The organism is Streptomyces sp. NPDC020996, from assembly GCF_040641355.1.
Classification (GTDB): Bacteria; Actinomycetota; Actinomycetes; order Streptomycetales; family Streptomycetaceae; genus Streptomyces.
The window spans coordinates 180415-202015 of sequence record NZ_JBFADM010000006.1 but is presented as its reverse complement, the minus strand read 5'-3'; the positions used below and the strand labels follow the sequence as shown (position 1 = coordinate 202015).

Annotated in this window: 24 protein-coding genes; 15 read left to right on the top strand and 9 right to left on the bottom strand. The window is 71.8% G+C overall.

From position 1 onward, the window contains the following. Positions 1-200: 200 nt before the first annotated feature. On the top strand, positions 201-932 hold the full coding sequence (locus tag AB0G63_RS07300) for an alpha/beta hydrolase (RefSeq protein WP_360745760.1): 732 nt from the start codon (positions 201-203) through the stop codon (positions 930-932). Positions 933-985: 53 nt separating this feature from the next. Here the strand turns inward: AB0G63_RS07300 and AB0G63_RS07295 are convergent, their stop codons facing one another. Together AB0G63_RS07295 and AB0G63_RS07290 are read right to left on the bottom strand one after the other, a co-directional pair. After that, positions 986-1351, bottom strand: coding sequence for a hypothetical protein (locus tag AB0G63_RS07295; RefSeq protein ID WP_360745616.1), 366 nt, complete (start codon positions 1349-1351; stop codon positions 986-988). Position 1352: 1 nt separating this feature from the next. Then, positions 1353-1838, bottom strand: coding sequence for a TetR/AcrR family transcriptional regulator (locus AB0G63_RS07290; protein WP_360745613.1), 486 nt, complete (start codon positions 1836-1838; stop codon positions 1353-1355). 69 nt (positions 1839-1907) lie between these two features. Here AB0G63_RS07290 and AB0G63_RS07285 point away from each other — a divergent pair, with 69 nt between their 5' ends. Both AB0G63_RS07285 and AB0G63_RS07280 read left to right on the top strand, forming a co-directional pair. Next, positions 1908-2420: a hypothetical protein gene (locus AB0G63_RS07285; RefSeq protein ID WP_360745610.1), complete on the top strand. Its 513-nt coding sequence runs from the start codon at positions 1908-1910 to the stop codon at positions 2418-2420. Positions 2421-2519: 99 nt separating this feature from the next. Then, complete coding sequence (locus AB0G63_RS07280; protein ID WP_360745607.1) at positions 2520-3365, top strand: hypothetical protein; 846 nt, start codon at positions 2520-2522, stop codon at positions 3363-3365. Here AB0G63_RS07280 and AB0G63_RS07275 read toward each other — a convergent pair. Then, a complete protein-coding gene (locus AB0G63_RS07275; RefSeq protein ID WP_360745604.1) occupies positions 3346-3537 on the bottom strand; it encodes a DUF397 domain-containing protein in 192 nt (63 codons plus the stop codon). The genes AB0G63_RS07280 and AB0G63_RS07275 overlap by 20 nt on opposite strands. Beyond that, on the bottom strand, positions 3534-4370 hold the full coding sequence (locus tag AB0G63_RS07270) for a Scr1 family TA system antitoxin-like transcriptional regulator (protein WP_360745757.1): 837 nt from the start codon (positions 4368-4370) through the stop codon (positions 3534-3536). The genes AB0G63_RS07275 and AB0G63_RS07270 overlap by 4 nt, the downstream gene beginning before the upstream one ends. 124 nt (positions 4371-4494) lie before the next feature. On the opposite strand from AB0G63_RS07270, the gene AB0G63_RS07265 reads away from it, so the two are divergent. From AB0G63_RS07265 to AB0G63_RS07250, 4 genes are all read left to right on the top strand, one after another. Continuing rightward, positions 4495-4884, top strand: coding sequence for a hypothetical protein (locus AB0G63_RS07265; protein WP_360745601.1), 390 nt, complete (start codon positions 4495-4497; stop codon positions 4882-4884). Between the two features lie 140 nt (positions 4885-5024). Continuing rightward, a complete protein-coding gene (locus AB0G63_RS07260) occupies positions 5025-5873 on the top strand; it encodes a hypothetical protein (RefSeq protein WP_360745598.1) in 849 nt (282 codons plus the stop codon). Between the two features lie 123 nt (positions 5874-5996). Further along, positions 5997-6263 (top strand): hypothetical protein, encoded by a 267-nt coding sequence (locus AB0G63_RS07255; protein WP_360745595.1) that lies wholly within the window; start codon positions 5997-5999, stop codon positions 6261-6263. Continuing rightward, positions 6260-6715: a hypothetical protein gene (locus AB0G63_RS07250; RefSeq protein WP_360745592.1), complete on the top strand. Its 456-nt coding sequence runs from the start codon at positions 6260-6262 to the stop codon at positions 6713-6715. The genes AB0G63_RS07255 and AB0G63_RS07250 overlap by 4 nt, the downstream gene beginning before the upstream one ends. Positions 6716-6786: 71 nt before the next feature. Here AB0G63_RS07250 and AB0G63_RS07245 read toward each other — a convergent pair whose 3' ends face one another. From AB0G63_RS07245 to AB0G63_RS07230, 4 genes are all read right to left on the bottom strand, one after another. After that, complete coding sequence (locus AB0G63_RS07245) at positions 6787-7437, bottom strand: hypothetical protein (protein ID WP_360745589.1); 651 nt, start codon at positions 7435-7437, stop codon at positions 6787-6789. Between the two features lie 90 nt (positions 7438-7527). Further along, positions 7528-9969 carry a dolichyl-phosphate beta-glucosyltransferase gene (locus tag AB0G63_RS07240; RefSeq protein ID WP_360745586.1) on the bottom strand — a complete coding sequence of 814 codons (2442 nt, stop codon included), beginning with the start codon at positions 9967-9969 and terminating at the stop codon, positions 7528-7530. After that, entirely contained in the window at positions 9966-10667 is a 702-nt protein-coding gene (locus AB0G63_RS07235) for a GntR family transcriptional regulator (RefSeq protein WP_360745583.1), read from the bottom strand. The genes AB0G63_RS07240 and AB0G63_RS07235 overlap by 4 nt, the downstream gene beginning before the upstream one ends. Before the next feature lie 153 nt (positions 10668-10820). Next, positions 10821-12176, bottom strand: a complete 1356-nt coding sequence (locus AB0G63_RS07230) for an aspartate aminotransferase family protein (protein WP_360745579.1) — start codon at positions 12174-12176, stop codon at positions 10821-10823. A 181-nt stretch (positions 12177-12357) separates the two neighbouring features. On the opposite strand from AB0G63_RS07230, the gene AB0G63_RS07225 reads away from it, so the two are divergent. The 3 genes from AB0G63_RS07225 to AB0G63_RS07215 all read left to right on the top strand — a co-directional run bounded on the left by AB0G63_RS07225 (position 12358) and on the right by AB0G63_RS07215 (position 15608). Beyond that, positions 12358-12963, top strand: coding sequence for a DJ-1/PfpI family protein (locus tag AB0G63_RS07225; RefSeq protein WP_360745576.1), 606 nt, complete (start codon positions 12358-12360; stop codon positions 12961-12963). Next, complete coding sequence (locus tag AB0G63_RS07220) at positions 12960-13418, top strand: helix-turn-helix domain-containing protein (protein WP_360745573.1); 459 nt, start codon at positions 12960-12962, stop codon at positions 13416-13418. The genes AB0G63_RS07225 and AB0G63_RS07220 overlap by 4 nt, the downstream gene beginning before the upstream one ends. Before the next feature lie 81 nt (positions 13419-13499). Further along, the gene (locus AB0G63_RS07215) at positions 13500-15608 is read left to right on the top strand and encodes a protein kinase (RefSeq protein WP_360745570.1); all 2109 of its coding nucleotides are present in this window, start codon (positions 13500-13502) and stop codon (positions 15606-15608) included. A 268-nt stretch (positions 15609-15876) separates the two neighbouring features. Here AB0G63_RS07215 and AB0G63_RS07210 read toward each other — a convergent pair whose 3' ends face one another. Next, on the bottom strand, positions 15877-16629 hold the full coding sequence (locus AB0G63_RS07210; RefSeq protein ID WP_360745567.1) for an SLATT domain-containing protein: 753 nt from the start codon (positions 16627-16629) through the stop codon (positions 15877-15879). A gap of 339 nt (positions 16630-16968) precedes the next feature. Between AB0G63_RS07210 and AB0G63_RS07205 the strand changes: the two genes are divergently transcribed. The 5 genes from AB0G63_RS07205 (at position 16969) to AB0G63_RS07185 (ending at position 21357) form a co-directional block, all read left to right on the top strand. Further along, positions 16969-17313: a YbaB/EbfC family nucleoid-associated protein gene (locus AB0G63_RS07205; RefSeq protein ID WP_324789863.1), complete on the top strand. Its 345-nt coding sequence runs from the start codon at positions 16969-16971 to the stop codon at positions 17311-17313. Between the two features lie 60 nt (positions 17314-17373). Then, positions 17374-17973 carry a recombination mediator RecR gene (recR, locus tag AB0G63_RS07200; protein ID WP_360745563.1) on the top strand — a complete coding sequence of 200 codons (600 nt, stop codon included), beginning with the start codon at positions 17374-17376 and terminating at the stop codon, positions 17971-17973. 46 nt (positions 17974-18019) lie between these two features. Beyond that, positions 18020-18679: a DUF5063 domain-containing protein gene (locus AB0G63_RS07195; protein WP_360745754.1), complete on the top strand. Its 660-nt coding sequence runs from the start codon at positions 18020-18022 to the stop codon at positions 18677-18679. A 342-nt stretch (positions 18680-19021) separates the two neighbouring features. Then, entirely contained in the window at positions 19022-20299 is a 1278-nt protein-coding gene (locus AB0G63_RS07190; protein WP_360745560.1) for an aspartate kinase, read from the top strand. Further along, positions 20299-21357 carry an aspartate-semialdehyde dehydrogenase gene (locus AB0G63_RS07185; RefSeq protein ID WP_360745557.1) on the top strand — a complete coding sequence of 353 codons (1059 nt, stop codon included), beginning with the start codon at positions 20299-20301 and terminating at the stop codon, positions 21355-21357. Before AB0G63_RS07190 ends, AB0G63_RS07185 begins: the two co-directional genes overlap by 1 nt. Positions 21358-21601: the final 244 nt, after the last annotated feature.

Here is a 21601-nt window from a genome sequence, read left to right as displayed (position 1 = left end):
GGCGGCCAGCGAATCATCCTGCTCGAGGAGATGTGGGGCGGCTGGGCATGCTGTCTGTGGGCGGCGACGGACCAGCTGCTCGGGGAGCTCATCACCACGTTGCGGACCAGGACCAGCCTGGCACAGGCTCTGCGATCGTACGACGATCAGTCGTTTCCTCCACCGGCGGCCTCGGATAGCACAGGGCGGTGACCCAGGCCATGCGCTTCACCTCTGAGACGTCGTCCGACGGCGTCCGCGAACAGCTCTTTCTCCTCGGCGACATCCCTGGCGTGCTGTGGACTCCGAGAGGTGCCGACGGGACCCGCCCCCTGATCGTGATGGGGCCCGGCGGCGGTCAGCACAAGAAGGCCTCTGACATCGTGGACCGTGCGCGCCGTTTCGTGGCCGAGTGCGGGTTCGCCGTGGTGGCGGTCGATGCGCCTGCCCACGGTGACCGGCCGGAACATGAGGAGTTCACCCGGATCGCGACCGAGTACGAGGCCCGGCTCGCCGCCGGTGCGGAACTGGCCCCGCTGATCGCCGGCTTCCAGGCGCTCGTCGTCCGCCAGATCGTGCCGGAATGGCGGGCAGTCCTCGACGCGGTCCAGAAGCTCGGTCATGTCGGCACCGGCCCGGTCGGCTACTGGGGTGTGTCGCTGGGCTGCGTGATCGGTGTCCCGCTCATCGCCGCCGAGTCCCGGATCCGGGCGGCGGTGCTGGGCCTGGCCGGTGCCGAGGTGTCGGCCGGGACCGCCGCGCGGATCAGCGTCCCGGTGGAGTTCCTCGTGCAGTGGGACGACGAGCGAGTGCCGCGGACCCGGAGCCTGGCACTGTTCGACGCCTTCGCCTCGACCGAGAAGACGCTGCACGCCAACCCCGGCAAGCACGGTGAGGTCCCGGCCTTCGAGACGGACAGCACGCTGCGGTTCTTCGCCAGGCACCTCGGCTGACACCGCCGGGCGACAGGGCCGACGGGAACGTCGTCCAACCCGGAAGTCACGCTTCAGGCGCGGGTGATGGACTGTTCGATGAGGGCCACGGTGGCGCGGGGATCGTCGACCTCGATGACGAGGCGGTTGTAGCTTTCGGCGTCGGAGAGTTCGATGACGACGGCCTTGTCCGGGTTCTTCACGTCCCAGAAGATGCGTTCACCGTTGTGCCGGAAGCGGCCGGCGGTGATCAGACCGGGGAAGTAGGTGCCACCGACGCGGATGCCCTTCGGTTCGCGGGCGATGCCGGGGTCGTGGGTGGCGCCACGCACGTGGGCGAGGGGGATTTCCAGGCGGCTCTTGAGAGTCCAGAGCTTGTCGAGGCCCTGGAACTCGGCGGTCAGCAGGCCGCGTTCACGGTCGATGGAGATCAGGGCCATGTCAGTGCTCCTTGGGGGCGGTCGGCTGGGCGCGCAGCCGCAGGCGGGTACCGAGGACGGTGGAGGCGAGTTGGGGGGCGGCGTCACCGTGGGAGGGGCGCAGGGCGTCCTCCAGCGCGGTGACGCCTTCCGCCACCAGCGCCGCGACCTCCGGGTCGTGGGCGGCGCGTTCGGCGGCGGCGAGGAGGAGAAGTCCGGCGGCCGGGCCGCCGTCGTACGAGGCGATGGCTGCCGCCAGTGCCTGCGCGGGGTCGGTGAGGGCGGCGATGGCGGCGGTGGTCGGGCGGATCTCCTGGTCGAGGTGGTTGCGGAGGGCGGTCAGGTGCAGGCCCCGCTTGGAGCCGAAGACCTTGTAGAGACTTCCTCGGTGGATGCCGGTGGCGGTGACCAGGTCGTCCACCGAGGTCCCCTCGTAGCCGTGCGTGGCGAAGAGGGCGGCCGCGGCGTTGACGGCCTGGTCGGTGTCGAAGGCGCGTGGTCGTCCCATGCCCATGACCGTATGCGATTGAAGAACGATCGGTCAAGAACGAGCGTTCTTAAATGGGAGGATCGAGGAATGGTGAGGGTGACCCGGGTGACGAGGCCGCACGTTCTTGTCGGCGTCTCCACGCTGCTCATGGCGGTTTCCGCCTGTGGCTCGTCCCAGCCGTGCGCCGGTGTGGGCGTCGTCGGCGGTGTCGGCGTGTTCGTCGTGCACGAAGGCTACGGTGATCTCGCCGGAGCCTCCGTGGAACTGTGCGCGCAGGGCAAGTGCGTCAAGGGACGGCTGCCCGATGAGGACATCAGCAAGGTCAATCTCAATCTGCCGGACGACGTGGGCCCCGACATCGGCACGGTGCGCCTGCGGATCACCCGCCCAGGCGCCGGCAAGCCTCTCGTCGACGCCTCAGCCGAGAAGAAGCTCACCCATCAGTCCGACGGATGCGGCGGCGGTGCCTACAGCGGGGCGCTCGCCTTCACCAAGGAAGGGGGCCTGACGGCCAAGGTCCCGAAGAGCGTGGGGGTGGCCTGGCACGAGCAGGTCATGGAGCGGGCCACCGCGGAACCCACTTCCTCCGCATCCCCCTGACACGGCAACACCCGGCACCCCCTAGGCTCACTCTCACCAGCGGACTCTTGTTCTGGAGCGCACTCGCCCAGGGGCTCGCTGCCGAAGGTGGGGGAACACATGCGAAAGCTCGCCATAGGCGCCGCCCTGTCCGGTGCCCTGGCTCTGACCGGCCTCACCGCGCCGCTCGCCTCGGCCGCCACCACCAGCCCGGACCTGGTCTTCTCCGACGTCACGGTGAACAAGGGCAAGGCAATCGTGGTCGGTACGACCGCCGCCGTGAAGGTGCCGGTGACGTACACGCTGACCCGGCCGTCCGACCTGGTGATCGACTACAAGACGACCTTCGTCGGCGTGCTGCTCTACCGCGGCAAGCTCAGCGACATGACGAACAGCATCGACCCCGATGCCGCGCCGACCTGCACCACCACTGCCACGACGGACACCACGGTGACCGAGGCGTGCACGGAGACGATCACCGTCGACCCCTGGGACAGCCTTCACGCGTCCGCCGACGCCACCACCTGGAAAGCGGGCGGATTCTACAGCCACGTCGACGAGGACAGCGACGACTCCGACGGCCACGTCAGCTACGGCTACGGCTATGACATCTGGGGCAACCTCGGCACCCTCCAGATCAAGCGCGCCGCGAGGCTCACCGCCGACGCCTCCCCGGAGCCCGTGGTCAAGGGCAAGACGCTCACCGTCAAGGGCGCACTGACCCGGGCCCGCTGGGCCACCGGCAGGTACGAGGGCTACGCGGACCAGTCGGTGACACTGCAGTTCCGCCCGGTCGGCAGCACCACGTACACGACCGTCAAGACGGTGATGTCCGGCAGCGGCGGCGCCCTGTCCACGACCGTGAAGGCCACCAAGAGCGGCTACTTCCGCTACCAGTTCGCCGGCACCGCAACGACCGGCGCGAAGACGTCCACCGGCGACTACGTCAAGGTCGACGCCGGCTGAGCGGACGGTGGAGGAAGGCGGCCCAGGCCTCACCGGAGACGGTGAGGTGTGGGCCGTCGGTGTTCTTGGAGTCACGGACGTGGACGGCACGGGGGCAGACGGCGACTTCGACGCACTCTCCGCCGCTGTCGCTGCTGTGGCTGGACTTGAACCACCGGAGGGTGCTGGTCACTGGATTTCTCCTGCCAACCGCTCGATGAGGCCCAGCGATTCACGAGGGCCCAAGGCCTGTGATCGGATCTTCGCATAGCGCTGGGAGTATGTCGTCACCTTTGCGGGATCGCTGACGAGGACGCTCTCGTCCTGGGGTTCCAGGTAGGCGAGGTGCTCGTGTTGGGGAGTCTCCACCAGGGTCATGTCGCCTCGACAGCCGAAGTGTTCACCATGTGTCCCGCAGTCCATCGGCAGCACCTGGAGCGTGACATTGCGACGCTTGGCGCACTCGGCCAGGTGCAGCAACTGCCCGTGCATGACGGCTCGGCTGCCGATGGGACGGCGCAACGCCGACTCCTCGACGACTAATTCGATCAGCGCCGTAGGTTCTCGGTCGAACAGAGCCCGCCGCGCCAGTCGGCCTTCCACCAGTTCCTCGACGCGCTCGTCCTTGAGGGGCGGATAGCCGCCGCCGATCAGCGCGCGGGCGTAGTCCTCGGTTTGGAACAGCCCGTGGACCACGAAGGTCACGTACGTCGAGAGCGTCAGCGCGCGCTGCTCCAGCAGCACGTAGTTCTTGAACTGCGCCGGGTATTTGTCCAGCCGCATCAAGGTACGTGCCTTCTCGAACACCCCCAACCCGCCCCCGATCGTCTCCTCCAGCTTCGCCAGCATCTGGTCGCTCGCGGGCTGTGCGCACGTCTCCATCGCGCTGACCGCCGATGCCGTGTAGCCGATCATCCGGCCCAACTGCTCCTGCGAAAGATCCTGTTGCTCGCGCAACGCCTTCGCCAGGGCGGCGACGAGATGTGCCGTGCCGCCCGCCTCCGTCTTGTTCTCGGCCCGCGCCATCGCGGTCACCCCCGGACTCAACCGAACCCAACCGGTCATGACTCGCCGCCGTCGGTGTCCGAACGTGGTTGACCGGCGACGCAGAGTCATGAAGAAACTAGCCGCGCCTGCCGAAACTCTCCCTATGAACACGGAAAGTGCCTGGATCCCGGCGAGGGGCATCCAACTCCGCAAGGCCGGAGTTCAGTTCGACGCGGTACGGGTCGACGGCGACGAAGGCCGCGCCCTGGCAGACCGGCTCGCGCTGATGACCGGCGGTGACCCCGGTCCCGTGGTGGAGGAGGCGAACGGGCGCCGGGCGGTCTACTTCCTCGTGCCGGTCGGCAGTACCTCCCACCGCGTCTGGCCGGACGGCGTCACGCGGCTGACCGCGGGCCCGCACCACATCTCGTACATCCCGGTTCCCGCGCTGGATGGGGATACCTGGCCGCTGAGTTGGCGTTATCGGCCCTCCGGGTGCGATCGGCTTGTCCACACCCTGCTCCTGCGGACCGCGCTTCACTCGCCGGAGTGAAAGACGGGAAGTTCCGCCTGGTAAAAGCCCGTTCCGGCTTGCGCTCGTCGCTCTGCGTGCCCATAGAGTCACGGCAGCAAAGAAACGCCCCCGCGGTGCGCCAACACCCGGGGGCTCGACACCAGGAGCTGAACCTCCCGATGCGCATTCATCGTACGACGCCCACGCGCGCCTTTTCCGTCTTCTCCAACGCTCTTCTGCGCGATCGCAGCATCTCCTGGTGCGCGGTCGGCGTACTGACGTACCTATTGAGCCTCCCGAACGAGGCCCGGGTCACCATCCGCACGCTCGCCGGGCAGCGCAAGGAAGGCCGGGCACGGATCGCCGCTGCGCTGCATGAGCTGGAGGAATCCCGGTATCTGCGGCGGGTGGTGCGGAAGAGCCGGGAGAACGGCCAACTCTTCACCGTATATGAGGTGTTCGACACGCCGTACGAGGATGAGCCACCCGCGGGTGAAGAGGAAGAAGTCCAAAACCTGGCCTCCGGCGTGGCGGACGGCGAGCCCTCGGGCCCGCTCCCTTCGGGAGAAAAGACCGGGGAACAAGAACCTCCCTCCCCGCCTCCGCCGCCGCCGGCGGATGCTGCGGACGCCGCAGCCGCGATCGGCGAACGCACCGCGCTCGCCGCGAAGTTGCTCGGCTCGCTCGGGCGGGCCGAGCCCCGGCTCACCCTCGGCGCGGCCGACGCGCTGCGGCTCGCGCCGCTGGTGGAGGAGTGGTGGGACGCGGGGGCGAGCAGCGCGCAGGTGCGGGCCGCGCTGACGGACGGTCTGCCGTCGCGGCTGTACTCGGCCGCCGCGATCGTGGAGAACCGGCTGCGCCGCAAGCGCCCGGCCGGGCCGGCCGCGTCGACGACGGCGCCGGTCACGGCGGTCGAGGTCGTGGCGGCCGAGGTCCGCAGGCCCGGCCCCTCCGCCTACCGGGAGGCCGCACGGCGCGGCGGCGCGCTGGCCCGCGCCCTGCTGCGGGGGCAGCCGGCGCCCGCGTAGGCACACAAGCTCCCGGCCGGCGTTCCGCCGGTCGGGCCCTTCGGAGGAACCGGCAGAAAAGGAGTGCTGATGACCGTCACACTCGAACGCCCGGAGACGGTATACCGCCGGTATACTTTGCTCATGGCTGACACCACGATCAAGGTCGACCCCGCCGTCCGGGACCGTCTCCAGGAGCTGGCGCGGGAACGCGGAATGAGCATGCGGGACCTGGTGGCGGAGCTGGCCGGGGCGACGCCCACCAAGGGAGAGCTGCGCAGGCGGTACGAGGAGACCAAGGCGTACGTCGAGGAGCACTTCCTCGGCAGGCCCTACACCGAGGAGGACGAGAAGGCCGGCGAGCAGCTGTGGGCCGACCTGACGGCCGGGCGGATCGGGGAGGTCCAGTGACGGAGAAGGAGCAACGGTATCCGCTGCCGCGGGCCGTCATCTTCGACGACACCGCCGCACTGGCACTCGGTGCGGGCAACAGCATGGCCTCCCGGCTCGTCGTCGAGGCCGAGAAGGATCCCGCGCTGCGCGTCTACATCCCGGCGCTCAGCCTGGCCGCCGCCGAGCGTGAGCGGGCAGGCGTCGCGGAGCACCTCGGCGCGCTGCCGTCCGTCAACATCGAGGGGCTCGACTTCGCGGCGGCGACCGCCGTGGGCAAGCGCCTGCGGACGGCGTCCGCCGGGGACGAGGAACAGGCGGGCAAGGACGAGGCGGACTGGAGCGGTGCTCATGTGCTGCACCTGGCCCTGCCCACCGTCGAGTGGCCGCGCGGACGTCCCGTCCTGACCAGGACACCCACCCGCTACCGCGGCACGGGCGTGCGCACCATCCGCATCGTCGAGCAGTACTGAGTCGAGCAGTACTGAGCAGGCCGCCCGGGGAGGGTGCCGACCCGGCACTCTCCCCGCGTCGGGCGGCCGGTTCAGCTGAAGACGATCATCGAGCCCTGGGCCAGGGACCGGGTCGCCGCCGCGTGCAGGCCCAGCCAGACGTGGCGTTCGCGGGCGAAGGGGCTGGGGTCGTACGGGGCGGGTACGGCCGGTTCCTCCAGGTCCGTGGGGGCCGCCGGGGGCGCCGGGGCGGCCGGCGGGTTGGCCGGGTCGATGCCGATCGCCGGGGCCACGAACTCCAGCTCCCGCAGCAGCGCCTGGGAGGAGCCCAGCGGGCCGCCGTTCGCCAGCAGGTCGTCGTTGGACAGCGGGGCGGGGAAGTCGACGGGGACGTACGCGCCCGCGTGGTCGTAGTGCCAGACCAGGTGCGACTGCTGCGCCGTCGACTCGAACATCTCCAGCAGCTGCTCGTAGTCGCCGCCCAGGGCGTCGACCGGCGTCAGCGGGAGCCCGCACACCTGGAGGAGGTAGACGCGGCGCAGGAAGTGCAGCGCGTCGTAGTCGAAGCCGGCCACCGGGGCGACCTCGCCGGACAGCCCCGGCATGTACTGGTAGACCGGCACCGGCGGCAGCCCGGCCTCGGCGAGCGCTTTGTTGTATTGCGCGAGTTCCTCGGCGAACGGGTTGTCGGGCGTGTGGCACAACACGTCGACGAGCGGTACCAGCCACAGGTCACAGGCCAAAGAGGGCTCCTCAGACAACGAGCTCGGACAGCAGCAGGGTGGTCATCGCAGGGTAGTCGGTGCGGGCCGGGGTGAGCCCCTTCGTTCGGGTCAGCCCGCCTCGCGCGGATGCGCGTCGTGCAGGTCCCATACCCACACGCCGTCGACCCACTTACCCTCCCGGCCCACGAGTTCGGTGACGGCCTTGCGCAGGGCGCCGTCGTGCTGCTGCGGGGCGACCACCAGCACGCCCGCTTTCCAGAAGGCGAAGTCCCGGCGGGCCTGCGCCCGCCAGTTCTTGCCGATGGCCGGGACCACGCCCGTGTAGCGGACCTCGCGCAGCATGTTGGAGGTGTAGCGCGGCACCGCCCCGTAGATGCCGATGCGGTCGTCGCCGTAGGGGCCGTTGAAGTAGCCGCCGGGGAGCCGGAAACCGAGGCCGGCCTCGGTCTGCCAGTGCAGCGCCTCCGCGTTGCCGGGGTCGGGGAGCGGCACGGTGACCAGCGACTCGCCGTCGCCGACGTAACGCTTCCACGCCCCGTCGGTGAAGAAGGCCGGCGTCCCGGCCCGGTCGACCGCCTTCAGCGGGGCCGGGATCAGCGGCAGCAGGGCGAGGCAGACGCCGAGCAGGCCGATGTACTGCGTGCCCGGGCTGCGCGTGGCCGCCAGCTTGTCCACCGCGAGCGCGAGCAGCATGCCGAGCACCGGCGCGCAGATCATCGCGACCCGGCCCTCGATGACCGACTCGAAGAGCGGCTTGTGGGCGAGCAGCGCCCAGGGGCCCGGGTAGACCTGGTCCGTCATCGGGATGCGGAACTTCGGCCCCAGTGAGAGCACCGCGGCGGCCACCGCCGTGAACGCCAGCGCCTTGACCAGCGCCTGCTCCCACAGCCGTACGACGATCGCGAGGGCGACGGCGACCAGCGGCCAGCCGTAGAAGGCGTTCTGCTCGGTCGGGTTGAGCGAGAGGGCGTTCGCGCGTGCCGCGTCGCCCCAGATCAGGGAGCGTTCCGCGAACGACAGCAGGGCGAGGGGGCTGTTGCCCGCGTTGTCGCCGTGCAGCACGCTCTGGTAGCTCTGCGGGCCGGCGAACTGCCAGGCCAGGGGGAGGGCGACGAGCGGCAGGCAGACGGCCGCGCCGATCCCCAGGCCCTTCAGCAGGGGCCGCCAGGCGGCTCTGGTGACGTCCCGCCGTGCGACCCCGTAGGCGCCCGCGAACAGGACCATGCCGATCGACGCGAGCAGCAGTGGCTCCTCGCCGAGGAAGACCTGATAGGCCGCCATCAGCCCGAGCACGATCCCGTCCCGCACGACCCGGGTGCCCGCGCACAGGCGCAGGGCGCGGTCGACGATCAGCGGGATCATGAACAGGATCACGAAGTTGGGGTGCGCGTTGGCGTGGCTGACCATGGGCGGCGCGAACGCGGCGAGGGCCGCGCCGGTGAAGGCCGCGGCGCGGCGTCGTACGACGCGTTTCACGATCAGCCAGTACCAGGCGGCGGCCGTGGCGGCCAGGCCCAGCGCCATGGCGACGCTCAGCGAGACCGCCGGCCCCGCGAGCAGGGTCAGCGGGGCGAACGGCACGGACAGGCCCAGCATGACCGTGTTGGCCATGAGGTTCACGCCGTCGGGGAAGCCCTGGAGGTCGGTGAAGAGCGGGTTGCGCAGATGGGCGACGTTGTCGGCGGTGACCGCGAAGAACCACTCCCACTGGTTCTGGTCCTGGAGGGAGTCGGGGAGGTAGCGGTGGCCCGGGTCGGTCAGCCGGCCCGAGTACAGGGCCGCCGACATCAGCAGGAACAGGGTCACGGCCAGCACGTCGGCCGGGCGCACGGCGCGGGCGCGCAGCAGGGTCAGTTCGGCCAGGACGCGGAGGTAGTCGAGGGAGCGCACCTTCGAGCCGGGCTGGTGGGACCAGCGGACGGGGACCTCGGCGATCTGCCGGCCGGCGCGGTGGAAGTGGCGCAGCACTTCGACGTCGATGCCCCAGCCGTTGAGCCGGGAGTCGGCGAACGCCTCGCGGGCCAGGTCGCCCTCGAACAGCTTGAAGCCGCACTGGGTGTCCCGTATGCCGGGCACGGCTGTCCGGCGTATGAGTACGTTGCCGGCGCGGCCGAGCAGTTCGCGCAGCCGGTGCTGGCGGTCCTCGATGGTCGCGCCGGGCACCGAACGGGAGCCGATCGCCGCCGAGTTGCCCTCGCACAGCGCCTTGTCGAGCTTCTCCAGCTCCTCGATCGGCGCCGCCAGGTCGGCGTCCGTGACCAGCACGCGCCGGCCGCGGGAGGCGGCGACGCCCAGGCGCAGGGCGCTGCCCTTGCCGCGGTTGCGGGGGCCGGCGACCAGCCGGACGCGGGGGTCCTCGCGCTCGGTGACCAGGTCCCCGGTCCCGTCGCTGGAGCCGTCGTCGGCGACGACGACCTCCCAGGTGCCCCAGCGGCCCTCGTTCTGGCTCAGGTAGCGGGTGACGGCGTCGAGCGTCGGTCCGAGCCGGCGCTCCTCGTTGTAGGCGGGGATGATCACGGAGAGGTCGACGACCTCGGCCGGCCCGCTCACCGGGCGGCCAGCCGCTCGATGAGGTCCAGTGCGTGGGCGTCGTACGCCTGGACGATGCCGCGGGCGGTCGTGGTGTCGCGCTGCGCCAGGGAGTCGACCAGGTCGGTGTGCCGGTGCCACAGCACACCGCGCAGGTCGGCCAGCCGGCGCAGGTGCTGCACCGCGCACACCCAGGACTGCACGCGCAGCCGGTGCAGGAAGTCGGAGAGGTAGGGGTTGCCGAAGAGGGTGCCCAGTTCGCGCCAGAAGCGCAGGTCGTAGCCGATCAGTACGGTCAGGTCACCGGCCAGCGCGGCCCGCCGGGCCTCCTCGGCGCGGCGCCGCACGCCCGCGAGGGCGGCCGCGGCACGCGGGGCGTCGGTGCGCCGGAACCGTTCGTGGCCGCGCTCGATCGCGTCGAACATGCCGTCGGTGACCAGGCCGCGGGCCTCGACGATGCCGCGGTAGTCCGTCACGGAGTACTCGTGGACGTGGAATCCGCGGTGCTGGTCGGCGTCGAGGAGTCCCTGCGCGGCCAGGTCGACCAGGGCCTCGCGGACGGGAGTCGCGGAGACCCCGTACTGCTCGGCGATCTCCTTGACCGTGAACTCCTGCCCCGGCTGGAGCCGTCCCGCCAGCACCTCGTCGCGGAGCGCGTCGGCTATCTGCTGCCGCAGGGTGCTCCGGGTGACGGCGCCGCTGCCGCTGCTGGGGGGCATGGGTCGGGCGTCTCCTCGTCGCGGTCGGGTGGCGTGCTCGCGCACGTGCTCGTATACCTTTACGAGCACGCCACCTTACGCGTTCGGATTCCCCGGGTTGTGGCGGACGCCCGGCTGTGGGCGGCCGGTGACGGGAAAGTCCGGGCAGGCCCGCTAGACCGTGTACTCGTCGGCCACGGACAGCGCGGCGTCCAGCGCCGCCAGCCCCTCCTTCAGCTCGGCCTCGCTCGTGTTCAGCGGCGGCACGACGTGGGTGCGGTTCATGTTCACGAAGGGCCAGATGCCGTGCTTCTTCGCGGCGGCGGCGAAGGCGGCCATCGGGGCGTTCGCCTCGCCGGCCGCGTTGTACGGCACCAGCGGCTCGCGCGTCTCCCGGTTCTTCACCAGCTCGACCGCCCAGAACATGCCGGTGCCGCGGACCTCGCCGACGCTGGGGTGCCGGTCGGCCAGCTCGCGCAGGGCGGGGCCGACGACGGACGCGCCCAGCTTGCGGGCGTTCTCCACGACGCCCTCCTCCGCCATGGCGTTGATCGTCGCGACGGCGGCCGCGCAGGCCAGCGGGTGACCGGAGTAGGTCAGGCCGCCCGGGTAGGCCCGCTTGCCGAAGGTCTCCGCTATCGCGCCGGAGATGGCGACGCCGCCCAGCGGCACGTATCCGCTGTTGACGCCCTTGGCGAAGGTCATCAGGTCGGGGACGACACCGAAGAGGTCGGCCGCGAACCACTCGCCGGTCCGCCCGAAGCCGGCCATGACCTCGTCCAGGATGAACACGATCCCGTACTTGTCGCACAGCTCCCGCACCCCGGCCAGGTAGCCGGGCGGCGGGACCATGATCCCGGCCGTGCCGGGGATGGTCTCGAGGATGATCGCGGCGATGGTGCCGGGCCCCTCGAAGCCGATGGTCGTCTCCAGGTGCTCGAGCGCCCGCGCGCACTCCTGCTCCTCGGTCTCCGCGTAGAAGCGGGAGCGGTACAGGTAGGGCGCCCAGAAGTGCACGACGCCGGCGGTGGCGCTGTCGGAGGCCCAGCGCCGGGGGTCGCCGGTGATGTTGACGGCCTGCTGGGTGCCTCCGTGGTACGAGCGGTACGCCGACAGCACCTTGGCCCGTCCGGTGTGCAGCCGTGCCATGCGCACCGCGTGCTCCACGGCGTCGGCGCCGCCGTTGGTGAAGAAGATCTTGTCCAGGTCCCCCGGCGTCCGCTCGGCGATCAGCCGGGCGGCCTCGGAGCGGGACTCCACGGCGAAGGCGGGCGCGAACGTGGTCATCCGCGCGGCCTGCTCCTGGATCGCGGCGACGACCTTCGGGTGCTGGTAGCCGATGTTCGTGTAGACGAGCCCGCTGGTGAAGTCCAGGTAGCGCTTGCCGTCGTAGTCCCAGAAGTACGAGCCCTCGGCGCCGGCGACGGCGAGCGGGTCGATGAGTTCCTGCGCGGACCAGGAGTGGAACACGTGCGCACGGTCCGCGGCCTTCACGGCCGCGCCGGCCTCGGGGTTTGGCTGAGGGGTCATGCCGGCGAGCGTAGGCGCCCGGGAGGGGAAGGCGACATCGGCGTTCTGTCCCCGGGTCGGCGGGACGGCGCGACAGTCTGTCGACGGGGCCCGCGCTCTCTTTTGACAGCATGCTGCGTAAATGACAGCCTGCTGTCAGGATTGGCCGTGTCATCGTGCGTCATCGTGCCGAGGAGGACCCGTGAACCGTCACCCCGTACACCTCGCCGTCTACGACACCCTCGCCGACTGGGAGACCGGGTACGCGACCGCTTCACTCGCCCGTGCCGGGTACCAGGTGCGGACGGTCGGCGCCTCGGCGGACACCGTGCGCAGCATCGGGGGGCTGGCCGTCCGCCCCGACCTGGTCCTGGACGACGTACGGCCGTCCGGCAGCTCGCTGCTGATCCTGCCGGGCGCCGACCTGTGGGACGCGGGCGACCGGCTCGCGCCCTTCGCGCGCAAGGCGCGGGAGTTCCTCGACGCCGGGGTGCCCGTCGCCGCGATCTGCGGGGCCACCGCCGGGCTCGCCCGCGAGGGGCTGCTCGACCAGCGCGGGCACACCAGCGCGGTGTCCTTCTACCTCGCCGCCACCGGCTACCGCGGCGGCGGGCGGTACGTCGACGCCGACGCCGTCACCGACGGCGGCCTGGTCACCGCCGGGCCCACCGAGCCGGTCGCCTTCGCCCGCGAGATCCTGCGGCTGCTCGGGGTGTACGAGGGCGAGGTCCTGGACGCCTGGTACCGGCTTTACCACGACTCCGACCCGGAGGCGTACGCCGTGCTGCAGCGGGCCGGTGCCCGGTGAGCCGGGAGCGCCAGGAACTGCTCAGCCGCGGCGCCCTCGGGGTGTTCCGGCTCAACGGCCAGTTCCTCGCCGTCGCCGAGGAACTGGCGCGGCCGGCCGGGCTCACCACCGCCTGGTGGCAGGTGCTCGGCGCGGTCCTCGCCGAGCCGCTGCCCGTCTCCGGGATCGCCCGCGCGATGGGCATCACCCGGCAGAGCGTCCAGCGCGTCGCCGACCTGCTCGTCGAGCGGGGACTCGCCGAGTACCGGCCCAACCCCGCCCACCGCCGCGCCAAGCTCCTCGCGCCCACCGAGGCGGGGCGGGCGGCGGTCGGGCGGATCGGTCCCGGCCACGCGGCCTTCGCCGACCGGCTGGCGGAGGCCTTCGGGCAGGCCGACCTCGCCGACGCGGTACGGGCGCTGGAACGGCTGTCCGAGGTGCTCGACCGGCTCGGCACTCCTGTTACGGAACCGTAGAGACGGCCCAGCCCCACCGCCCGGGACGGCCGCACTATCGTGGGGGCCGTTGCACAGGGGCGGCACGGGGGAGGGCCTGCGATGGAGAAGCTGCAGGCGGGGGATCCGCAGCGGATAGGCGCGTACCGGCTGCTGGCGCGGCTCGGCGCCGGCGGCATGGGGTACGTGTATCTGGCGCGGTCGGACCGGGGGCGTACCGTCGCCGTGAAGCTGGTGCGCGAGGAACTGGCCGCGCAGGAGGAGTTCCGGGCCCGCTTCCGGCAGGAGGTGCAGGCCGCGCGGCAGGTCGGCGGCCACTGGACGGCGCCGGTGCTGGACGCCGACACCGAGGCGCCCGTGCCGTGGGTCGCCACCGGCTACGTCGCCGGGCCGAGCCTCCAGCAGGTCGTCGGGCACGACCACGGGGCGCTGCCCGAGCGGTCGGTGCGCATCCTCGCCGCCGGGCTCGCGCACGCGCTGCAGGACATCCACGCCGCCGGGATCGTCCACCGCGACCTGAAGCCGTCCAACGTGCTGGTGACCATCGACGGGCCCCGGGTCATCGACTTCGGCATCGCGCGGGCCATGGAGACCGTGACCGACGGCGGGCTCACCCGCACCGGCGCGCTCGTCGGCTCGCCCGGCTTCATGGCGCCCGAGCAGGTGCGCGGCGACCGGATCACCCCGGCCTGCGACGTCTTCTGCCTCGGGTCCGTGCTGGCCTACGCCGCCACCGGCCGCCTCCCCTTCGGCGCCGCCAACAGCGGGGTGCACGCCCTGATGTTCCGCATCGCCGAGGAGGAGCCGGACCTGGAGGGCGTGCCCGAGGGGATCGCCGACCTGGTGCGGGACTGCCTGAAGAAGGACCCCGCGGCCCGTCCGACGCTGGACCGGATCCTCAGCCGCACCGGGGCCGACGACACCGTCTCGGACGGGCGGTCGCGGGATCCGTGGCTGCCGGGCGCGCTGGTCGCCCAACTCGGGCGGCGCGCGGTGCAGTTGCTGGACTCGGAGGACCCGCAGCGGACGGCGGAGATCTCGCTCCGCAAGCCCGCGACCACCGACCCCGACCCCGACCCCGGGCCCGACCCCGGGCCCGCTCCCGCCGCCGCGGGCGAAGCCGCCGCAGCCGCCGCAGCCGCAGCAGCCGCCGCTGTCGGCGCCGACAGCGGCCCGGCGCCGGTGCCGCAGCCGGCGTCGCAGCCACAGTCGACGCCGCAGCCGCAGCCGGCGTCGCAGCCGGGGCCGTTCGCGGTTCCGCCCCCGCCGGGACGGCCGGGCGACGGCGCGCCGCTGAACCACCTCCCGACGATGGCCGCCGGCCGGACGACCCCGGCCGCGCCCGCGCACCCCGCCTACGGCGCGCCCCAGCAGCACCCCCAGCCCCCCGGCTACGGCTACCCCCAGCAGTCCGGCGCCTACGGCCATCCCCAGCAGCAGTCCGGCGCCTACGGCTACCCGCAGCAGTCCCCGGGCGCCTACGGCGCGCTCGGCTCCACCCCGCCGTACGGGCCCACTCCGTCGTACGGGCCCACCCCGTCGTACGGGCCCACTCCGCCGTACGGTCCCACTCCGCCGTACGGCCCGTCGTCGGGCTCCGGCGCGGGCGCCCCGCCGGAACCCCCGCGCCGGAACGGCCGCTCCACCGCGGCCCTGGTCGCGATCGCCCTGGTGGTCGCGCTCGGGGCCGGCGGCACGGTCTACGCCCTCCTGAACGGCGGCGACGACCAGGCCGACGACAAGCACTCACCGCCCCCCACCAGCAGCGCGTCCCCCACGCCCGGCCCGACCACGCCCACGCCCACGCCGACGACCGCGTCGCCGTCCCCCTCCGTATCCGACTCCGCCTCGCCGGACGGCACGATCCCGGCCGGCTACCTGGGCACCTGGACCGCCACGATCACCAACGCCGACGGCCAGCACACCCGGCGTCTGACCATCCAGCAGGGCGAGGTGGGCGACACGGTGCTGTCCCTGACCGCCGACGGGCCCACCAGCAGCGGCGACTACCACTGCGTGTTCCAGGCCGCGCTCAGCGAGAAGCCGGCCGACGGCGGACCGCTGGAGATCGGCCCGTCCACCGTGACCTCCGGCGGCGACTCCGGCTCCTGCTCACCCGGCGGCGCCACCGAGATCACGCTGCGGCCGGACGGCACGCTGGACCGCGTGAACACGAGCAACGGCGAGTCACTGACGTACACCAAGCAGTGACCGGCGCACCCGCAGTGACCGGCGCACCCGTGGGGCCCGGCGTAGCCGTGGGGCCCGGCGTACCCGCAGGGCCCGGTGGCGCCGCGGTGACCGGTGCCGCCGCGGTCGGCCGGCGCATCCGCGAGGGTGGTCGGCGTACCCGCGGTAGCCAGTTGACCCGCCGGGTCGGCTGACCTGCGGGACCGGCTCACTCGCGGGGCGGCGGCCCTGTGGCCGTCGGCGCACCCGCGGGGCCCGGCTCACCCGCAGCCGGCCGCCCGGCTCCGCGTCAGCGGGGTTCGGGCGGGCGCTGGCGGGGCATGTTGGGGCGGGCGCTCGCCGCTCCGGGCGGCAGCGGGAAGCGCGCGTGGCCGTTCACCGGCTCCGGCCGCCCGCCGGTCGTGGCCGCCGACTGGATGCTCATGGGCGCCGGGCCGGTGCGGAACTCCACCATCCAGCCCGCCGTCTCCGTGCGCACCAGTTCCGCCACGTCCTCCGAGAACCGGCGCAGCACCCCCAGGCACCGCTCGGCGGCCTCGCTCGCCGTGCCCTCGGCCGGACCGAGCACCTCCCGCACGTTCTCCGACGCCCAGTCGAACTGGAGCACCTGAAGCCGCCGCTGCACTGCCTGCGCGGTCGCGACGTCCCGCATCCAGCCCGAGGTGAACCCGAAGACCCGGTCCAGGGCCACGCACGCCACCGCCAGCAGCAGCGCCGGATACCCCCACACGGCCGCCCCGTCGGCCCACCCGGTCAGGTCCAGCAGCGGCAGCGCGGCCCCGGTGACCGCGCCCGCCGCGGCGCCGGCCCGCAGCGCCCGCGCCGCCCGCCGCTTGCCGACCCGGTCGGCGAGGTACCAGGCCGCCGTCTCCAGCGCGCCGCGCTCCGCCCAGCGGTACAGCTCGTGCAGCCGCTCCGCGGGCTCCCCCCAGTCCCCGACGGGAAAGGGCCGTCCGGTCTGGTCGCCCGGCCGCAGCCCGGCGGGCCCTTCGTCCCGCTCGTCCTGAGACGGACCCTCGGGCTGCATCTCCGGCTGACCCACCCGGCACTCCCTACTGATCCGAACCCGCCGGTCCCGGACCCTGCCGGTCCCGGACCCGCCGGTCCCGAGCGAACGTCGCCTGACACCGTTGACGCGTTGAACACGTTGAACACGTTGAACGCGTTGACGCCGTGACGCGTGTGGCTGACGCGCCGGACCCTTCCTACCGCTCAATGGGTGGCGAAGAGGCGTCTTTCTCCTCCTTTCCGCCCGGAAGAGGGTCTTGATCAGGTATAGGACTCGGAATCCACTCACCCGAAAGAGTGCCGGGGCGGTGCGTGCGCGGACCGCGTAGGCTCGGGGCGGACGGCAAGACCCTGTGCGGACAAGGAGCTGATCGTGATCCCCGGTGGTGGCCAGCCGAACATGCAGCAACTGCTGCAGCAGGCCCAGAAGATGCAGCAGGACCTGCAGAACGCGCAGGAGGAACTGGCGCGGACCGAGGTCGACGGCCAGGCCGGCGGCGGTCTGGTGAAGGCCACGGTCACCGGCGCCGGAGAACTCCGCGCCCTGAAGATCGACCCGAAGGCGGTGGACCCGGAGGACACCGAGACCCTCGCCGACCTGATCGTCGCGGCGGTCCACGCGGCCAACGAGAACGCGCAGACGCTCCAGCAGCAGAAGCTCGGCCCGCTCGCCCAGGGCCTGGGCGGCGGCAGCGGTATCCCCGGACTGCCCTTCTAACCGGGGCCGCGGCCAACTACCGTACGTACCGTAAGGCACCCCAGGAAGGACGGCAGTCCGTTGTACGAAGGCGTGGTCCAGGACCTCATCGACGAGCTGGGGCGGCTGCCCGGCGTGGGTCCCAAGAGCGCCCAGCGGATCGCCTTCCACATCCTGCAGGCGGAACCGACGGACGTACGGCGGCTGGCGCAGGCGCTCATGGAGGTCAAGGCGAAGGTCCGCTTCTGCGCGGCCTGCGGCAACGTCGCGCAGGAGGAGCTGTGCAACATCTGCCGTGACGCCCGCCGCGACCCGTCGGTGATCTGCGTGGTCGAGGAGCCCAAGGACGTCGTGGCGATCGAGCGCACCCGCGAGTTCCGCGGCCGGTACCACGTCCTCGGCGGGGCGATCAGCCCCATCGAGGGTGTGGGCCCGGACGACCTGCGGATCCGGGAACTCCTCGCGCGGCTGGCCGACGGGACGGTCACGGAGCTGATCCTGGCCACGGACCCGAACCTGGAGGGCGAGGCGACCGCCACCTACCTCGCCCGCATGATCAAGCCCATGGGCCTGAAGGTCACCCGCCTGGCCAGCGGCCTCCCGGTGGGTGGCGACCTGGAATACGCGGACGAGGTGACCCTCGGACGCGCCTTCGAGGGGAGACGACTCCTAGATGTCTGAGATGACTGACGCCACGCTGTCCGGCGCGACGCTGTCCGAAGCCACGCTGCCCGACGCGACGCTGCACTCCACGGCGCACGACCCGGACGACTTCGCGGTCCAGATCGCCGATCAGGTCGAGAGCTTCCTGGTGGCCGTCACGGAGGTCGCGAAGGGCGACGAGCCGGGCTCGGCGGTCCCCTTCCTCCTGCTGGAGGTCTCCCAGCTGCTGCTGGCCGGCGGCCGGCTCGGCGCGCACGAGGACATCGTGCCGGAGGAGCGCTACGAGCCCGACCTCGGCCCGGAACCGGACGTGGACGAGCTCCGCGAGAACCTCGCCCGGCTGCTGGACCCGGTCGACGTCTACTCGGAGGTCTTCGACCCCTACGAGCCCCGCAAGGCCCCGGTGCCGGCCCGCATCTCCGACGACCTGGCCGACGTCATCACCGACCTGCGCCACGGCATGGCCCACTACCGCGCGGGCCGCGTCACCGAGGCCCTGTGGTGGTGGCAGTTCTCCTACTTTTCCAACTGGGGCGCCACGGCCTCCGGGACCCTGCGTGCCCTGCACTCCGTCCTCGCCCACGTGCGCCTGGACCAGCCCCTGGCGGAGCTGGACGGCCTGGACACCGACCAGGGCATGGGCGACGAGACGCTGGAGTTCGAGGCCGGCAGGGTGATGGCGGAGGAGATCGGCGGCCCCCTGGGCGTGCGCCCGCTGAAGTAGCCTCCCCCGCCCGGCACCACCTGCGACACGTCCGGCACCACCTGCGACAAGTCCGGCACCTGCTGCGACACGTCCGGCACCACCTGCGACACGCGTGGCGACAAGCCCCGGGACATGTCCTGCGACACGCGTGGCGACACGCCCCGTAGCACGTCCGGTGCCACGTCCTTGTGACACGTCCCACTTCTGACAGGTCCCACTTCGTCGCGTGGCTCCCCTCCCTCCTGGGCAGGTGCCCGTCCGGGACGGGCGGCCGGATGTCTCACGATGCGATATCGCGGCAGGGAATTTCGGACGCTCGTTAGACTGAGCCGACAGAGGAAGACCTAGCGAGGAGCGCACGTGGGCCTTGTCGTGCAGAAGTACGGAGGCTCCTCCGTAGCCGATGCCGAGGGCATCAAGCGCGTCGCCAAGCGGATCGTGGAAGCGAAGAAGAACGGCCACCAGGTGGTCGTGGTCGTTTCCGCGATGGGCGACACGACGGACGAGCTGATCGATCTCGCCGAGCAGGTGTCGCCGATGCCTGCCGGGCGCGAGTTCGACATGCTGCTGACCGCGGGAGAGCGTATCTCCATGGCACTGCTGGCCATGGCGATCAAAAACCTGGGTCACGAGGCCCAGTCGTTCACCGGCAGCCAGGCAGGCGTCATCACCGACTCGGTCCACAACAAAGCCCGGATCATCGACGTCACGCCCGGCCGTATCCGCACGGCCCTCGACGAGGGCAACATCGCCATCGTCGCCGGCTTCCAGGGCGTGAGCGCGGACAAGAAGGACATCACCACGCTCGGCCGTGGCGGTTCCGACACCACCGCCGTCGCGCTCGCGGCCGCCCTCGACGCCGAGGTGTGCGAGATCTACACCGACGTCGACGGCGTGTTCACCGCCGACCCGCGCGTGGTGAAGAAGGCGAAGAAGATCGACTGGATCTCCTTCGAGGACATGCTGGAGCTCGCCAGCTCCGGGTCCAAGGTGCTGCTCCACCGGTGTGTGGAGTACGCCCGCCGCTACAACATCCCGATCCACGTCCGCTCCTCCTTCAGCGGGCTCCAGGGCACGTGGGTCAGCAGCGAGCCGATCGAGCAAGGGGACAAGAAGGTGGAGCAGGCCATCATCTCCGGTGTCGCGCACGACACCTCCGAGGCCAAGATCACGGTCGTCGGTGTGCCGGACAAGCCGGGCGAGGCCGCCTCGATCTTCCGCGCGATCGCCGACGCCGAGATCAACATCGACATGGTCGTGCAGAACGTGTCCGCCGCCTCCACCGGCCTGACGGACATCTCCTTCACGCTGCCCAAGACCGAGGGCCGCAAGGCCATCGACGCGCTGAAGCGGGCGAAGACCGCGATCGGCTTCGAGTCGCTGCGCTACGACGACCAGATCGGCAAGATCTCCCTGGTCGGCGCGGGCATGAAGACCAACCCCGGCGTCACCGCGTCCTTCTTCGAGGCGCTGTCCGACGCGGGCGTGAACATCGAGCTGATCTCGACATCCGAGATCCGCATCTCGGTGGTGACCCGCAAGGACGACGTTCCCGACGCCGTCCGCGCCGTGCACACCGCCTTCGGGCTCGACTCCGACAGCGACGAGGCCGTCGTCTACGGAGGCACGGGCCGCTGATGGCGCCGACCGGCAAGCCGACGCTCGCGGTCGTGGGAGCGACCGGGGCCGTCGGCACGGTCATGCTCGAGATCCTGTCCCAGCATGCGGACATCTGGGGTGAGATCCGCCTGGTCGCCTCGCCCCGCTCGGCCGGCCGCAAGCTGGCCGTGCGCGGCGAGCAGGTCGAGGTGACCGCGCTCACCGAGGAGGTCTTCGACGGCGTCGACGTCGCCATGTTCGACGTGCCGGACGAGGTCGCCGCGCGGTGGGCGCCGCTCGCCGCCGCCCGGGGCGCGGTGGTGGTCGACAACTCCGGCGCCTTCCGGATGGACCCGGAGGTGCCGCTGGTCGTGCCCGAGGTCAATCCGCACGCGGTGCGCAGGCGCCCGCGCGGGATCATCGCCAACCCCAACTGCACGACCCTGTCGATGATCGTGGCACTGGGCGCGCTGCACGCCGAGTTCGGGCTGCGCGAGCTGGTCGTCTCCTCGTACCAGGCGGTCAGCGGGGCCGGGCGGGCCGGGGTGGAGACGCTGCGCCGGCAGCTCGCGCTGGTCGCCGGCACGGAGCTGGGCACCAGCCCCGGGGACGTGCGGCGGGCCGTCGGCGACGACACCGGGCCCTTCCCGGAGCCGGTCGCGCTGAACGTCGTGCCGTGGGCCGGTTCGGTGCGCGCGGACGGCTGGTCGTCGGAGGAGATGAAGGTGCGGGACGAGACCCGCAAGATCCTCGGTCTGCCCGCCCTGCCGGTCGCGGTGACCTGTGTGCGGGTGCCGGTGATCACCACGCACTCGCTGACGGTGCACGCCCGTTTCGAGGGCGAGGTCACCGTCGGCAAGGCGCGGGAGATCCTCGCCACCGCCCCCGGGGTCGTCCTCTGCGACGATCCGGCCGCCGGGGAGTTCCCCACGCCGGCCGACGTCGTGGGCACCGACCCGACCTGGGTGGGCCGGGTCCGCCGGGCCCTCGACGACCCCACCGCGCTCGAACTCTTCGTTTGCGGCGACAATCTCCGCAAGGGGTCGGCGCTCAACACCGCGCAGATCGCGGAACTGGTGGCGGCGGAGCTGACGTGACGTCCGGTGGGCGGCACACCTGCGGTGCGCGCGGGTGCGGGCCGGAAAAGTCCTGGCCATTCCGGAATCGGTTTGTAGGATCTGTGAGTTCGATGTGAGCCGGGCAATGGTCCGGACCACTTGAAGTGGGAGCCCTCGGCGTCCGAAGATTTCCCTCCCCGCTCTTCGCAACCGCGCGAAGGGCGGGGAGCGTCTTTGCGAACGCCCTTCAGGGGTGCGGGATGCGTGGCCGGGCGTGGGGACG

What these genes read in the sequence shown, in the direction of transcription:
- AB0G63_RS07300 (WP_360745760.1), top strand. Translation starts at nt 201, where the DNA reads ATGCGCTTCACCTCTGAGACGTCGTCCGACGGCGTCCGCGAACAGCTC.
- AB0G63_RS07295 (WP_360745616.1), bottom strand. Translation starts at nt 1,351, where the DNA reads ATGGCCCTGATCTCCATCGACCGTGAACGCGGCCTGCTGACCGCCGAG.
- AB0G63_RS07290 (WP_360745613.1), bottom strand. Translation starts at nt 1,838, where the DNA reads ATGGGACGACCACGCGCCTTCGACACCGACCAGGCCGTCAACGCCGCG.
- AB0G63_RS07285 (WP_360745610.1), top strand. Translation starts at nt 1,908, where the DNA reads ATGGTGAGGGTGACCCGGGTGACGAGGCCGCACGTTCTTGTCGGCGTC.
- AB0G63_RS07280 (WP_360745607.1), top strand. Translation starts at nt 2,520, where the DNA reads ATGCGAAAGCTCGCCATAGGCGCCGCCCTGTCCGGTGCCCTGGCTCTG.
- AB0G63_RS07270 (WP_360745757.1), bottom strand. Translation starts at nt 4,370, where the DNA reads ATGGCGCGGGCCGAGAACAAGACGGAGGCGGGCGGCACGGCACATCTC.
- AB0G63_RS07265 (WP_360745601.1), top strand. Translation starts at nt 4,495, where the DNA reads ATGAACACGGAAAGTGCCTGGATCCCGGCGAGGGGCATCCAACTCCGC.
- AB0G63_RS07260 (WP_360745598.1), top strand. Translation starts at nt 5,025, where the DNA reads ATGCGCATTCATCGTACGACGCCCACGCGCGCCTTTTCCGTCTTCTCC.
- AB0G63_RS07255 (WP_360745595.1), top strand. Translation starts at nt 5,997, where the DNA reads ATGGCTGACACCACGATCAAGGTCGACCCCGCCGTCCGGGACCGTCTC.
- AB0G63_RS07235 (WP_360745583.1), bottom strand. Translation starts at nt 10,667, where the DNA reads ATGCCCCCCAGCAGCGGCAGCGGCGCCGTCACCCGGAGCACCCTGCGG.
- AB0G63_RS07230 (WP_360745579.1), bottom strand. Translation starts at nt 12,176, where the DNA reads ATGACCCCTCAGCCAAACCCCGAGGCCGGCGCGGCCGTGAAGGCCGCG.
- AB0G63_RS07215 (WP_360745570.1), top strand. Translation starts at nt 13,500, where the DNA reads ATGGAGAAGCTGCAGGCGGGGGATCCGCAGCGGATAGGCGCGTACCGG.
- AB0G63_RS07185 (WP_360745557.1), top strand. Translation starts at nt 20,299, where the DNA reads ATGGCGCCGACCGGCAAGCCGACGCTCGCGGTCGTGGGAGCGACCGGG.